Below are 14,188 nucleotides of genomic sequence, written 5' to 3'. Positions count from 1 at the left end.
CTCAGACCAGCAGCGGCTGCGCCATCAGGTCCTGGTGGCCGAACACGCGGCGATAGCGGGCGATTTCGTCGGCCGGTCCCGTCGCCTTGTTGGCGTTGTCGGAGAGCTTGACCGCCGGCCGCCCGTTGGCCGAGACGACCTTGCAGACGAGCGAGATCGCCTGCAGCCGGTCGTCCTTGCCGTCCGGCGCGCAGTGGCGGAAATCGTTGGTGACATTGGTGCCCCAGCCGATCGAGAGATTGACGCGGCCGCGAAAATGCCGGGCCGCCTCCTCGATGGTGTCGATGTCCATGCCATCCGACAGCACGATCAGCTTTTCGCGCGGGTCGGCGCCGTGCAACTGCCACCAGGCGATCGCTTCCTCGGCGCCCTCGATCGGCGGCTTGGAATCCGGCCTGAGGCCCTTCCAGTTCAGGATCCAGTCGGGCGCATTGCGCAGGAACTGCGTCGTGCCATAGGTGTCCGGCAGCATGACGAGCAGATTGCCGTCATACATCTCCTGCCAATCGCGCAGGACGTCATAGGGTGCGTTGCGCAGCGCCTCGTCGCTTTGCGCCAGCGCCGCATAGACCATCGGCAGTTCATGCGCATTGGTGCCGATCGCCTCGAGACCGGCCGCCATAGCCATCTTGACGTTGGAGGTGCCGACGAAGTTCTCGCCAAGCCCCTCCTGCAACGCCTCGACGCACCATTTCTGCCAGAGATAACCATGCCGCCGCCTTGTCCCAAAATCGGAGATCTTGAGCGGGCCCTCCTGGGCCAGAATGCGCAACCGTTCGATCTTGCCCCAGAGCTTGGCCTTCGCCTTGGCATAGAGGACGTCGAGCTCGAACCGGCTCATGCCCTTCATCGCGGCGCGGGCGCGCAGCTCGCTGACGATGGCGAGCGCGGGAACCTCCCAAAGCGTGGTCTCCGCCCAAAGCCCCTCGAAAAGCAGTTCATACTGGCCGTCCTCGGTGCGGCGCAGCTCGTATTCCGGCAGCTGGAAGCCCTCGAGCCAGTCGAGGAACTCCGGCTTGAAGATCTGCTTGACGCCGTAGAAGGTATTGCCGGCCAGCCAGATCAGCTCGTTCTTCTGGAAGCGCAGCGTGCGCGCATGGTCAAGCTGGTCACGCAGTTCCTGTTCGTCGATGACGTCGGCGAGCCGCACGGACTTGGTGCGGTTGATCAGGCCAAAGGTCGCCCGCACTTCCGGCGACTTGGCGCGAATGAGCTGCAGCATCAGGAATTTGTAGAAGTCGGTATCGAGCAGCGTCCGCACGATCGGGTCGATGCGGAAGCCGTGATTGTAGACTCGGGTGGCAACATCAAGTGACATGAAAATGTCCGTCAGCAGCTGGAAAGGTGACGCCCGGCCTCGGCCCGCCCGCATGAGACGATGAAATGGGGCGTTGGAACAGACACGTGCGGAGGCGAAGCGGGTCCTTGAAACGTGGCTGGCCAGTGAAGCAGCCCCCGTGCCTGCCCGCAAGGCATGTAGCAACGGAAGCGCTAGCACCGGCCCGGTTTACGTCCTTTCACCCCCTGATTTGCGCCGCATTGGCGACGATTTCCGCCAGTCCCGGCGTTCCCGGATCCGGCAAGGACAGGCCACGCGCCGCCGCGCATCGTCCCGATCGGCGCGAAACCGTGGCGTCCTGCGCTCCAGTATGGAATTTCTCCGATCTTTCCGCCATATATTCCCCGACACACACAGGCCCCGGACACGATCCGGCGCGCGATGAACGGAACGTCATGAACGCCCCCTTCGCCAAGATGAACGGCATCGGCAACCAGATTACCGTGCTCGACATGCGCAAGGCTGAAAAGCCCCTCGACGCCGCCTCGGCGCGCGTCCTCGCCGCCGACCCGCGCACGGCCTTCGACCAGCTGATGGTGATCGAGCCGCCGCGATCGGCCTGCACGGACGCCTTCATGACGATCTTCAACACCGACGGTTCGCTCTCCGGCGCCTGCGGCAACGGCACGCGCTGCGTCGCCCTCGTGCTGATGCGCGAGACGGGCCGCGAGACCTTCAAGCTCGAAACCTCGGCCGGCCTGCTCGACGTGGTGGCGAAGGACGCCGACACCATCACGGTCGACATGGGCGAGCCGCGCTTCGGCTGGGCCGAGATCCCGCTCGCGCAGCCCTTCGTGGATACGACCGCCATCGATCTGAGCTTCGGTTCCGTCGACGCGCCGATCCTGTCGCGGCCGGCGGTGGCGAATATCGGCAATCCGCACGCGATCTACTGGGTCGACGACGTCGCTGCCATCGATCTCGGCCGCATCGGTCCCATCCTGGAGCGCGACCCGATGTTCCCCGAGCGCGCCAACATCTCGATCGCCGAGGTAACCTCGGACCATTCGATCACGCTGCGCGTGTGGGAACGCGGCGCGGGCCTGACGCTCGCCTGCGGCTCGGCCGCCTGCGCCACCGCCGTATCGGCCGCGCGCCTCGGCAAGACCGGCCGCATCGTCGACGTCCGCCTGCCCGGCGGCGTGCTGAAGATCGAATGGCGCCCCGACAATCACATCTGGATGACGGGCGCCGCCGAATTCGAGCACGAGGGTGTCGTCACCCTCGGCGACGAGATCCGCATCGAGGTTGCGCCGGACACGGTCGCCCGCCGCGCATGACGATCGAGACGATCACCTTCGGCTGCCGCCTCAACACGCTCGAAACCGAGGTGATGCGGTCCAAAGCAGCGGAAGCCGGGCTCGCCGACGCGGTGATCATCAACACCTGCGCGGTCACCGCCGAGGCCGTGCGCCAGGCGCGCCAGACGATCCGCCGCACGCGCCGCGAACGGCCCGACGTGAAGATCGTCGTCTCCGGCTGCGCCGCGCAGACCGAACCCGGCACCTTCGCCGCGATGCCGGAAGTCGATCTCGTCCTCGGCAATGAGGAAAAGCTGACCCGCGCCGCCTACCGGCCGCTCGGCCTCGCGATCGCCGACCATGAGCGCGTCAGCGTCGCCAACATCATGGACGTGCGCGAGACGGCGGGACACCTCGTCGCCGGCATGGACGGCCACACGCGCTCCTTTGTCCAAGTGCAGAACGGCTGCGACCATCGCTGCACCTTCTGCATCATTCCCTATGGCCGTGGTCCCTCGCGCTCGGTGCCGATGGGCGCGATCGTCGAGCAGATCCGCCAGCTGGTTGAAACCGGCCATGCCGAGATCGTGCTGACCGGCGTGGACATGACTGCCTATGGCAGCGACCTGCCGGGCCGGCCGACGCTCGGCACGCTGGTCTCGACCATCCTGAAACTCGTCCCCGAACTGCCGCGCCTTCGCCTCTCCTCGATCGACACGATCGAGGTCGACGACGCGCTGATGCGGGCGATCGGCGAGGACGAGCGGCTGATGCCGCATTTCCACCTCTCGCTGCAGGCCGGCGACGACATGATTTTGAAGCGGATGAAGCGTCGGCACGGCCGCGCAGACGCGATCCGCTTCTGCGCCGACGTCCGCCGGCTCCGCTCCGACGTCGTCTTCGGCGCCGACATCATCGCCGGCTTCCCGACCGAGACCGAGGCGATGTTCGAGAACTCGCTCGCCATGGTCGACGATTGCGGGCTGACGCATCTGCATGTCTTCCCGTTCTCGCCCCGCCCCGGGACGCCGGCGGCCCGCATGCCACAGCTCGATTCCGCCACCATCAAGGCGCGCGCCGCGCGACTGCGTGAGAAGGGCCGGGCGACGCTCGCCGCCCATCTCGACCGCGAGATCGGCACGACGCGCCACGTCCTGATGGAACGGGGCGGCGTCGGCCGCACCGAACATTTCACCCCGGTTTCCATGCCGGGCGTCGCCGCCGGGACCCTGGTCCCGGCCCACATCACTGGACGGACGGCATCGGGCCTCCTTGCCACCCCACTCGCAGAGGCCGCCTGAACCATGGCAGAAGAAAAGAAGGGCCTGTTCCGCCGGTTTTTCGGCGGCGGCGCACCGAAGGCGGTCGAGCCGGAAATCGCGCCCGTCCCCGCGGTGCCCGAGCCCGTCACGACGCCCGAGCCCTTGGCGGCAGCCGAGCCGGTTGCCATCCCGCAGCCGGAGCCGGTCGTGGTCGAGCCCCCGGCTCCCGCCGCCGAACCGGCAGAAGCCGTGGAGATCGTCGAGGCGGTCGCGCCGATTGAGGAAGCCGTCGTCAAAGTCGCGCCGGAACCGACCATCGAGGCAGAAACTCTGGGCGCCATCGAGCCGCCCGAGCCCGTCGTCGTGCCGCGCCCGACCGGCTTCTTCGCCGCGCCGGCGGCCCCCGCCCCTGCCCCCGAGCCGGCGCCGAAGCAGAACTGGTTCCAGCGGCTGAAGGCTGGCCTGTCGCGCTCGTCCAATGCGATTTCCGACGGCATCGTCTCGGTCTTCACCAAGCGCAAGCTCGACGCCGACACGCTGGAAGAATTCGAGGACGTGCTGATCCAGGCCGATCTCGGCCTGACGACCTCGTCGGCGATCATCGAGGCGCTGAAGAAGGGCCGCTTCGGCAAGGAGATCGACGGTAACGAGGTCAAGGCGATCCTGGCCGAGGAAGTCTCCAAGGTCCTGACCCCGGTGGCGAAGCCGCTCGTCATCGACCCGGCCCGCAAGCCGCATGTCATCCTGGTCGTCGGCGTCAACGGCACCGGCAAGACGACGACGATCGGCAAGCTTTCCGCCAAGCTGCGCTCCGAAGGTCGCTCGGTCATGCTGGCGGCGGGCGACACGTTCCGCGCCGCGGCCGTCGAGCAGCTGAAGATCTGGGCGCAGCGCACCGGCTCGTCCATCGTCGCCCGCGCCATCGGAGCGGACGCGGCGGGCCTCGCTTTCGACGCTCTGAAGGATGCGCAGGCCGCCGGCACCGATGTGCTGATGATCGACACCGCCGGCCGGCTGCAGAACCGCACGGAGCTGATGGCTGAACTCGAGAAGGTCATCCGGGTCATCAAGAAGCAGGATCCGACCGCGCCGCACAGCGTGCTGCTGACGCTCGACGCGACGACCGGCCAGAACGCGCTGCAACAGGTCGAGATCTTCGGCCGCGTCGCCGGCGTCACCGGCCTGGTCATGACCAAGCTCGACGGCACGGCGCGCGGCGGCATCCTGGTGGCGATCGCCGCCAAATACGGCCTGCCGATCCACTTCATCGGTGTCGGCGAGGGCGTCGACGATCTCGAGCCGTTCGCGGCCGATGATTTCGCCCGCGCCATCGCCGGCATCGCCAGCTAGCTGATTGTTTGGTCGCGTTTTCTTCACGCGAACCGGCATCCACGTCGCTCGAAAACGCTCTAGGGATCGTCCGGGCTGCCGCAACGTGACCGGCGCCATAGATCAGCCGCGTTATTCGCCCTATCTGTTGGCGACCACCACTGAAAGCCGATCATGACACTCGAAATCGAACGCGCCCCGAACGATCCCGCCCGCAAGGAGCTCAATCCGCTCCTGAAGCTCGCGCTGGAACTGGGTCCGCTCGGCGTCTTTTTCTTCGCCAATGCGCGAGCCGACATCTATTGGGCGACGGGCCTGTTCATGGTCGCGACGCTGGCGGCGCTGGCTGTGTCCTACTCCATGACCCGCAAGCTCCCGATCATGCCGCTGGTGACGGGCATCGTCGTTGTCGTATTCGGCGGATTGACGCTCTGGCTGCATGACGACACCTTCATCAAGCTGAAGCCGACCATCGTCAACACGCTGTTCGGCGGCGTGCTGCTCGGCGGTCTCGCCTTCGGCCGCCCGCTGCTCGGCTATGTCTTCGATTCCGTGTTCAAGCTGACCGATGAGGGCTGGCGCAAGCTGACCTTCCGCTGGGGCGTGTTCTTCCTGGCGCTCGCCGTCCTGAACATCGTCATCTGGAAGGGCGCCGACGCCTATCTGGCCGACCCCAAGGCGGCGACGGATCTCTGGGTGAATTTCAAGGTGTTCGGCATCATGCCGCTGACCTTCGCCTTCACGCTGTTCCAGCTGCCGCTGATCTCGCGCACGACGATCGCCGACGAGAAGGCCGAATCGCAGCCGACGCGTTGAGGGCGCGCCTCCTCACCTCTCTCTGGCAAGGCGCCCCATCACCTCTCCATGAGGGAGAGGTGACCGACGAGACCTGTCCCGGCGCGGATCCGACCCTAACAAATCACGGCGCTGTAAGCGCCTTCTCGATCTCGGGCATCAGGACCTCGGCCAGGCTTTGCTCGCCGAGCGGGCCGACGAACTTGAAGCGGATTGTGCCGTCGCGCCCGACCAGGAACGTCTCCGGCACGCCATAGACACCCCAGTCGATCGAGCTGCGGCCCTTTTCATCGACGCCGACAGCCGCATAGGGATTGCCGAGCTGGCCGAGGAAGGCGCGGGCGTTCGTCGGCTGGTCCTTGTAATTGATGCCGACGAGCTGGATCCGCTTGTCGGTCGCCAGCTTCTCGAGGAACGGATGTTCCTCGCGGCAAGGTCCGCACCACGACGCCCAGATATTGACCAAGGTGACCTTGCCGGCGAAATCGGCGGTGTCGATGCCGGGCTTGTCGAGACCGGCCAGCGGCGGCAGCACCGTCACCGGCGCCGGACGGCCGATCAGGGCGGACGGGATCCGCGAGGGATCGCCGCCCTGCTCCAGCCGGATCACGAACAGAACCGCCAGCGCGGCGAAGGCGGCGATCGGCGCCCAGATCGCCAGGCGTCGCCCCAGCGAACGGGACGGTTTCGCGGTCTCCGAAGCCTTGGTCTCGGTCATCTTGTCCCTGTCGGATGGTCGGCCGCCTTGCGGGCGGAGCGGCGGCGGATCCCGCGCGCCTCGAGATCGGCAAGCTGGCCGCGCAGCATGCGCCCGTCCAGCAGGATCCAGCCGACAAGCGCCAGCACGATGACGATCGTCACGCCATAGGCGGCGAGGATGAAGCCGGCATGCGGCCCGAGTGTGCCCATCATGCCGAGGCTCCCGCGGGGCTGGCGGCGGCGACCAGGCGCAGCGCCCGGATGCGACGGCGCAGGATCTCGTTACGCATCGCCATCAGGCTGAGCGCGATGAACAGCAGCGTCGCGCCGACCGCGCAGATCAGCAGCGGATAGAGCATGCTCGGCGCGATCGTCGAGCCGCCCATGCGGAAGACGCTCGCCGGCTGGTGCAGCGTGTTCCACCAGTCGACCGAGAACTTGATGATCGGCAGATTGACCGAGCCGACCAGGATCAGCACCGCGCCGACGCGGCCGGCCTTGATCGGATCCTCGATGGCGTTCCAGAGCGCGATCAGGCCGAGATACATCAGGAAAAGGATGAGCACCGACGTCATCCGGGCGTCCCACTCCCACCAGGTGCCCCACATCGGCTTGCCCCAGAGCGAGCCGGTCACGAGCGCCATCAGCGTGAAGGAGGCGCCGATCGGCGCGACGGCGCGGGCGGCGACATCGGCGAGCGGGTGACGCCAGACCAGCGTACCGAGCGCGGATGTCGCCATCATGCCGTAGCCGAACATGGAGAGCCACGCCGCCGGCACATGGATGAACATGATCTTGACCGTCTCGCCCTGCTGGTAGTCGGCGGGCGCGACGAAGAGGGCGAGATAGAGCCCCGTGCCGAGCACGATCGCCGTCACCGCCCACAGCCAGGGCAGGATGCGACCGGTCAGGGTCATGAAGCGCGTCGGATTGGCGAGATCGAGAAGGGCCATGCCGATGTCATAGGGTCGTGTTGCGATAATCGCAACGCGACCGATTGAGCCTTACGCAAAGAAGCGCCCGCATCGTGACGATGCGGGCGCAGCTTGTCTTGCGGAACGAACGCGATCAGGCGTTGCCGACCGGTGTCGCCCGGGTGGTGATGACGTTGAACGAGGCCGGCTTCAGACGGATGGTCATCCGCTCGCCGTCGATCTTGACGTCGTTGTTGACCTTGGGCGCGACGGTGTTCGGCGCATCCTTGGTGTTGACGGCCTTGAGGTTGGAGTGATGCAGCTCGGTCGCATGCACCAGCTCGCGATCGGTACCGAGGCCGCGCAGTTCGACTTCGACTTCCATCGGGTCGGACAGGCTGCGGTTGAGCGCGATCACCGTCGTCGTGCCGTCGGCCGGATTGTCGATCACGGTCGCATAGAGATACGGGATCTCCGGGAAGGTCTTGGCGCTGTAGGAGTCGGACACCGCCACGCTCTTCAGGACGCGGCCATGGCCGTACTTCGAGGCGAGCGCGAAGGGATGGAAAATCGTCTGGCGCCAGGCGTCGCCGCCGGTCTCGGTCATGATCGGGCCGATGACGTTAACGAGCTGCGCCAGGCAGGCGACCTTGACGCGATCGGCATTGTTCAGCATGGCGATCAGGGCGCCACCGACGATCAGGGCGTCCTCGGTGTTGTAGACTTCCTCGATCAGCTTCGGCGCTTCCGGCCAGCCGGGGACGCGCATGTTCTCGATCTTGTGGGTCTTGTACCAGACGTTCCATTCGTCCAGCGACAACATGATCTTCTTGTGCGAGCGGCGCTTGGCGCCGACGGCGTCACAGATCGCCGCCACTTCCTTGATGAACGCATCCAGCAGCTCGATGACGCCGAAATATTCGGCGGCCGAATCCGCATGGTTGTTGAAGTAGGTGTGCAGAGAGATGAAATCGACCTCGTCATAGCAATGATCGAGGACCTGGTACTCCCACGAGCCGTAGGTCGGCATGTTGCGATGCGACGAGCCGCAGGCGGCGAGCTGGATGGTCGGATCGACCCAACGCATCACCTTGGCGGTCTCGAGCGCGACGCGGCCATATTCCTCCGCCGTCTTGTGGCAGATCTGCCAGGGACCATCCATCTCGTTGCCGAGGCACCAAAACTTGATGTCGTGCGGCTTCTCGTAGCCGTGCTCCTTGCGGAGATCCGACAGCGCCGAACCGCCCTCGTGGTTGCAGTATTCGAGGAACTGGCGCGCCTCGTCGGGGCCCTTGGTGCCGAGATTGACGCCGAACATCGGCTCGATGTCGGCCTTCGCGGCCCACTTCATGAACTCGTTGGTGCCGAACTGGTTCGTCTCGGTCGAGAACCAGGCGAGGTCGCGGCGAACGGGGCGCTTGTCGGCCGGGCCGACGCCGTCTTCCCAATTGTAGCCGGAGAGGAAGTTGCCGCCGGGATAGCGGATGATGGTGGTGCCGAGTTCCTTGGTCAGCTCCAGCACGTCGCCGCGGAAGCCGTCCTCGTCGGCGGTCGCGTGGCCGGGCTCGTAGATGCCGCCATAGACGCAGCGGCCCATATGCTCGACGAAGGTGCCAAAGATGCGCCGGTCGAGTTCGGAAACGACAAAGTCGCGGTCGACGATGAGTTTGGCGTTCAACATGGGTGGGAAGCTTTCGGATTGGCCTTGGATCGGTCGTGGGAGGAGCCGCCGCGGGGCCCGGGGGCCGAGCGGCGGCGGGTGAATACGGGTCCGCCTATCCCTTGATGCCGGCGGAAAGCATGATCGCCTGGGTCACGCGCCTCTGGAAAACCAGGTAGGCGATGGCGACTGGCAGCGCCGCGAGCACGGCGGCGGCGAGGTTTCGGGCGTATTGGACGCCGAAGTTTTCCTTCACCATCGTGATGCCGACCGTGACGGTCATTGTGTCATCAGCGGTCGAGACGAGGAACGGCCAGAGAAAGGCGTTCCAGGCGCCGATGAAGGTGATGATCGCCAGCGCGGTGGTGACGCCCCAATTCATCGGCAGGTAGATGCGGAAGAAGATGTCGAACTCGTTGGCGCCATCCACGCGCGCGGCCTCGCGAAAATCCTTCGGCACGCTGTCGAAGAACTGTTTGTAGACGATGACGACGACCGGAACGATCAGCTGCGGCAAGACGATGCCGAGCCACGAGTTGATCAGCCCGAACTGGCTCATCAGCACGAAATGCGTGACGATCAGCGCCTGGATCGGCACCATGAAGCTCGCCAGCACGGTGAACCACAGCGCCGTTCGGCCGCGGAACCTCAGCTGCGACAGCGCATAGCCGCAGAGCGCGCCCATCATGACGACAAGCACGGTCACCGCCACCGCGACGACGACGGAGTTGACGTACCACTGGCCGATCTTGGTCGTCGTCAGCACATGGGTATAGGCGCCGAGCGTCCAGGTTTTCGGCAGCAGGTTGAGCCCCGGCTGCGCCACCTCGAATTCGGGCTTCAAAGTCGTTATGACCGCCCAGTAAAGAGGGAACGCCCAGACGATGGCGATGGCGAGCGTGACCAGCGTGATCAGGCGTCCGGCGAAATCGATCCTGAGAAGATTCATCGCGGTCTCGCCCTCAGAGCCTGATACTGCAACACCGAGACCACGACGATGATTGCGAACAGGGAAAACGCAACCGTCGCGCCATAGCCGCCCTTGTTGAGCTGGAATGCCTGTTTGTAGATGTACTGGACCAGAACCATGGTGTTGTTGACGTTGCCGCCCAGTGTCAGCAGGTAGATCTGGTCGAAAATCTTGAGCTGCAGAATCAACTGGATCGTCAGCACGAGCGCCGTCACCGGCCAGATCAGGGGCCAGGTGATGTAGCGGAACTGCTTCCAGCGCTTGGCGCCGTCAAGAGCCGAAGCGTCATACATGTCCTGGGAGATGTTTCGCAGTCCGGCGATGAACAGCAGCACGTTGAAACCGATCGTCCACCAGATCGTCACGAAGGCCATCATCGGCATGGCCCAGACCTTGTTGCGGAAGACCGCGACCCGCTCGCCATAGAATGCGTCGAGCGCGTACTGAGCAATGCCGAACTGGTAGTCCATCATCCATTCCCAGATGCGGTACACGACCGAGACAGGAAGGATGTAGGGAAGGAAGAACGCCGCCAGGATGAAGCTCTGGACGTAACCCTTCTGCCGATTGACCATCATCGCGAAGACGAGGCCGAGCAGGGTGTTCGGAATAACGGTCAACAAAACGAAATAGCCCGTATTCCAGACAGCACTGATATAGGCTTTGTCGTTGAAGAGCCTCTGATAGTTCTTGAAGCCTATCCATTTCCCGGCGCCAATCAGAGGCGCGTCGGTGAAGGTGAGGATCACCATCCGGACGGTCGGGTACAGGAACAGGACGAGATAGGCGATAACGAAGGGGGCCACAAAGGCCGCCGCGACCCAGTTATCGCGTGATTTGGTGTGCATGGGAGGCTTCCAGGCTTCAAGGCGGGTGACCCGGCCGGCGAACCGGCCGGGTCGTGAAGCGTCGATAGTTCAGGACTAGTCCTGAAGTCCCTGCAGTTCGTCGCGCAGGCCCTCGGCGCCCGCCTGGGCATCCATGTCGCCATTCACCACCGTGGTGATGTTGTTGGCGGAGGCCTCATAGACCGGCGAGGCGACGCCAGCGAGCTTGCTGGTCGGATCGAAGACGGCGGTTGCGGCCAGCGTCGAATAGGTCGCGTTCGGCTCCATGGTCTTGAACGCCTCGGTCTGGGTCACCGGGACATAGGCCGGGATGTGACCGGCATTGGCCCAGCTGATCGAGTGCTCGTTCATCCACTTGATCGCGGTCAGAACGGCCTTCAGCTTCTCCGGCGAGATCTCCTTGCCCTTGCGGTCCGGAATGGCAAAGGCGTGCGAGTCCGCCCAGGTCGCGGGCTTGTCGAACAGGGTCGGGATCTGGACCGCGCCCCACTCGAAGCCGAGCTTACCCTGCTTGGCGAGGTCGGCCATGGTCGGGACTTCCCAGACGCCGTTCATCAGGGTCGCTGCCTTGCCGGACGTGAAGAGGGCAATCGACGGATTGTAGTCGGTCTGCTTCGGCACGACGCCGTCCGAGACCCACTTGGCCATTGCGCCGGCTGCCTTCGCTGCCTTGTCGACATTGTCGCCGTCGAGGAACTTGCCGTCCTTGAAGAACTCGCCGCCCTGCTGGTTGAAGAGCGAATAGAAGACGCGCCACACACCGCCGTCGCCGGCCGTCTGGAAGGACATGCCGTAGTCATAGCCGGCATCCTTGAGCTTCTTCAGCGCGGCGTCGAAGTTCTCGATGCCATCCAAGCCCTTCGGCTTGCCGTCCTCGCCCAGAAGGTCGGCCTTCTTGAGTGCATCCTTGTTGTAGAACAGGACGATCGAATGGATATCGAAGGGCACGGCATACTGCTTCCCGTCGACCTGCGCGGCCTTCCAGTTGGCGGGCGCATAATTGGCGCCGTCAATGCCGGCGGCCTTCAGCTCGTCCGCGGTGATCTCGCGCAGAACGCCCGAATCGACGCCGAGCGGCAGACGCGACAGATGGTAGGTCATGACATCCGGACCCTCGCCGACAGCGGCCGAGGTCTGAACCTTGGTGTAGAAGGGCACGCCCCATTCGAGCGTCGTCGCCTGGATCTCGATATCCGGGTTGGTCTTGTTGAATTCTTCGATCAACGACTTCATCCGGACGCCGTCACCGCCCGACAGGAAGTCCCACCAGACCACGGTTTCCTTGGCCTGTGCGCCAACCGTCAGGGCCAGCAGCGCCGCCGTGGCGAGCGCCTTCGTCATCAGCTTCCGCATAACGCGATTCCTCCGCTTTTATCGTCGCGCCTCGGGTCTCCCAACAAGACCCGTCCTCCGGCGACATTCACTCCGCCTCACCCCCGCGGGAGCGAGTCATTTCTCGGTAGAAGAAGCCCCGGCATGGATGCCGTGCCTGCCTCGTCGTGCCGCACTCCGCGCGCCGCGCCGCACCTCTCGCAGCCATTGACACGCAGCTCTCTCCAGGCCGGCTTCCGGAAACTCCCCGATTTCGGCCACTTCATACGATTTCCCACGAAGCCTCTCCCCAAGAGGCGGCCAATGGTATTATCATATGCATCGATCATGGTTTTGATCCATGGGTTTGTCAATCCGCTCCTCCGCGCTTGTTCCGATCGACCGGATCGCGGCGCAGGGGGGGGGCGGGGTCGGACAGGAAGGATGCGAGGACTTGGCCAACGCATCGGAAACCGCGTAAAGGGTGAAGCTTGGCGGGAGAGGGCGTAATGCTGGAGCGTGAGCTTCTATCAGTCGGCACGATGAGCGCGCAGGTCGCCAATCATATTGGCGTACGGATTGTGTCCGGCGAATTCGTCCCCGGGACCTCACTGCCGATCGAAAGCGAGCTGTGCCAGACCTATGGCGTCAGCCGGACGACGATCCGCGAAGCGGTGAAGAGCCTCGCGGGAAAGCGACTGATCGAGGTATCGCCGAAAATCGGCACACGGGTAATGCCGTTCGCCGAATGGAATCTGCTTGACCGCGACGTGCTCGCCTGGCGCCTGCAGGCGCAGTTCGACCACAAGATCGTCGAGGACATCTTCGAGATGCGGATCTGCTTCGAGCCGCGCGCCTCGTTCCTGGCGGCGCGCGACGGCACGGCCGAGGATCTGGCGCAGATCGAGCATCAGTTCCACGAGCTGGTCGCCGCCTATGACCAGAAGCTGCCGATCAAGGCGACGTCGGAATCCGCGCTCGGCTTCCATATGGCGATCATCAACGCCTCGCATAACGGCCTGTTCGTGACGATCGGCAGCGCGGTCAAATCGGCGCTCCGCGTCTCGTCCGAGATGCTGCAGCGCAACGCCGCCCAGCCGGCGGAGGACATCGCGCTGCACGACGCGGTGCGGACCGCGATCGTCGCCCGTCGTCCAGACGAGGCGGCGCGGGCGATGACGCATCTCCTCGCCGCCTCGCGCGAGCGCATGCTGCCGTTGACCGTCGACGCGGCCGAATAGGATTCGGCGCTCGGTGGGCCGACGCCGAGCTTTGCGGCCCGGTTTCGCGTTGCTGCCCTTATGCCACCGCCCTCGAACCCAGCACTGGGAGAAACGAGCGAACAGCTGGCCTGCGGATCGACCTGTGTAGCCTCCCCGCCTCCCCAGGTGCCCTGGCGGACGGCCGAGCGGCCTTGCCTGGCCGCCGTCTCGCGAGGAGACCGAGCGAACCCGCCCCTCGTCCGCATCCGCGTCCGATTTGGGGATAGGTCGTGGCGCTGGGTGGCGTCAAGCTCGGGCCGAGGCAGGGCTGGAGCGTGGACTTGAGCCCCGGACCTGGGACCTGGGACTTGAACCACGAGCTCGGGCGGCACGCCTGCCGATGCAGCCGAAAGAATCGTCGTATCTGCTTTGGCAGACGAGGGTCTGGTCGCTCGAGCGTCCCGACGGCCTGTCCTCGTCCGGCTTGCCGCTGCGCGCTCTTCGCGTCTTCTCGGCCTTTGCTTGTTCATTTGGTGTTGTTTGAACGCAAAAACCCCGCCGGCGAGGGTACGCGCGGCGGGGTTTTTGTTTGTGTTTCATCGTGAAGAGAATTTTTCG

13 protein-coding genes are annotated in these 14,188 nt (G+C 64.9%); 5 read left to right on the top strand and 8 right to left on the bottom strand.

The genetic code is table 11. The features are described 5' to 3' along the window. Nucleotide 1 precedes the first annotated feature (1 nt). Nucleotides 2–1,318, bottom strand: coding sequence for a nicotinate phosphoribosyltransferase (gene pncB / locus G342_RS0110025; protein WP_018183004.1), 1,317 nt, complete (start codon nucleotides 1,316–1,318; stop codon nucleotides 2–4). Nucleotides 1,319–1,734: 416 nt separating this feature from the next. On the opposite strand from pncB, the gene dapF reads away from it, so the two are divergent. The 4 genes from dapF (at nucleotide 1,735) to G342_RS0110005 (ending at nucleotide 5,987) form a co-directional block, all read left to right on the top strand. Then, a complete protein-coding gene (gene dapF / locus G342_RS0110020; protein WP_018183003.1) occupies nucleotides 1,735–2,619 on the top strand; it encodes a diaminopimelate epimerase in 885 nt (294 codons plus the stop codon). Then, nucleotides 2,616–3,881, top strand: coding sequence for a tRNA (N(6)-L-threonylcarbamoyladenosine(37)-C(2))-methylthiotransferase MtaB (gene mtaB / locus G342_RS0110015; protein WP_018183002.1), 1,266 nt, complete (start codon nucleotides 2,616–2,618; stop codon nucleotides 3,879–3,881). The genes dapF and mtaB overlap by 4 nt, the downstream gene beginning before the upstream one ends. A 3-nt stretch (nucleotides 3,882–3,884) precedes the next feature. Further along, nucleotides 3,885–5,192 (top strand): signal recognition particle-docking protein FtsY, encoded by a 1,308-nt coding sequence (ftsY, locus tag G342_RS0110010; RefSeq protein ID WP_018183001.1) that lies wholly within the window; start codon nucleotides 3,885–3,887, stop codon nucleotides 5,190–5,192. Nucleotides 5,193–5,345: 153 nt separating this feature from the next. Then, complete coding sequence (locus G342_RS0110005; RefSeq protein WP_018183000.1) at nucleotides 5,346–5,987, top strand: septation protein A; 642 nt, start codon at nucleotides 5,346–5,348, stop codon at nucleotides 5,985–5,987. 103 nt (nucleotides 5,988–6,090) lie between these two features. On the opposite strand, the gene G342_RS0110000 is transcribed toward G342_RS0110005, so the two are convergent. The 7 genes from G342_RS0110000 to G342_RS0109970 all read right to left on the bottom strand — a co-directional run bounded on the left by G342_RS0110000 (nucleotide 6,091) and on the right by G342_RS0109970 (nucleotide 12,410). Continuing rightward, complete coding sequence (locus G342_RS0110000) at nucleotides 6,091–6,684, bottom strand: DsbE family thiol:disulfide interchange protein (RefSeq protein WP_018182999.1); 594 nt, start codon at nucleotides 6,682–6,684, stop codon at nucleotides 6,091–6,093. After that, a complete protein-coding gene (gene ccmD / locus G342_RS0109995; protein WP_018182998.1) occupies nucleotides 6,681–6,878 on the bottom strand; it encodes a heme exporter protein CcmD in 198 nt (65 codons plus the stop codon). Before ccmD ends, G342_RS0110000 begins: the two co-directional genes overlap by 4 nt. After that, nucleotides 6,875–7,618 (bottom strand): heme ABC transporter permease, encoded by a 744-nt coding sequence (locus tag G342_RS0109990; protein WP_018182997.1) that lies wholly within the window; start codon nucleotides 7,616–7,618, stop codon nucleotides 6,875–6,877. The genes ccmD and G342_RS0109990 overlap by 4 nt, the downstream gene beginning before the upstream one ends. Before the next feature lie 115 nt (nucleotides 7,619–7,733). Next, a complete protein-coding gene (gene arfA / locus G342_RS0109985; protein ID WP_198010780.1) occupies nucleotides 7,734–9,257 on the bottom strand; it encodes an arabinosylfuranosidase ArfA in 1,524 nt (507 codons plus the stop codon). Between the two features lie 97 nt (nucleotides 9,258–9,354). After that, nucleotides 9,355–10,188 (bottom strand): carbohydrate ABC transporter permease, encoded by an 834-nt coding sequence (locus G342_RS0109980; protein ID WP_018182995.1) that lies wholly within the window; start codon nucleotides 10,186–10,188, stop codon nucleotides 9,355–9,357. Continuing rightward, nucleotides 10,185–11,057 (bottom strand): carbohydrate ABC transporter permease, encoded by an 873-nt coding sequence (locus G342_RS0109975; protein WP_018182994.1) that lies wholly within the window; start codon nucleotides 11,055–11,057, stop codon nucleotides 10,185–10,187. Before G342_RS0109975 ends, G342_RS0109980 begins: the two co-directional genes overlap by 4 nt. 75 nt (nucleotides 11,058–11,132) lie before the next feature. Then, a complete protein-coding gene (locus tag G342_RS0109970; RefSeq protein ID WP_018182993.1) occupies nucleotides 11,133–12,410 on the bottom strand; it encodes an extracellular solute-binding protein in 1,278 nt (425 codons plus the stop codon). Between the two features lie 467 nt (nucleotides 12,411–12,877). On the opposite strand from G342_RS0109970, the gene G342_RS0109960 reads away from it, so the two are divergent. After that, the gene (locus G342_RS0109960) at nucleotides 12,878–13,609 is read left to right on the top strand and encodes a FadR/GntR family transcriptional regulator (protein ID WP_040878675.1); all 732 of its coding nucleotides are present in this window, start codon (nucleotides 12,878–12,880) and stop codon (nucleotides 13,607–13,609) included. The last annotated feature ends 579 nt before the right edge of the window (nucleotides 13,610–14,188 follow it).

Source organism: Kaistia granuli DSM 23481, from assembly GCF_000380505.1.
Classification (GTDB): Bacteria; Pseudomonadota; Alphaproteobacteria; order Rhizobiales; family Kaistiaceae; genus Kaistia; species Kaistia granuli.
The sequence above is the reverse complement of the archived record's forward strand: the minus strand, read 5'-3'. Positions and strand labels throughout refer to the sequence as shown.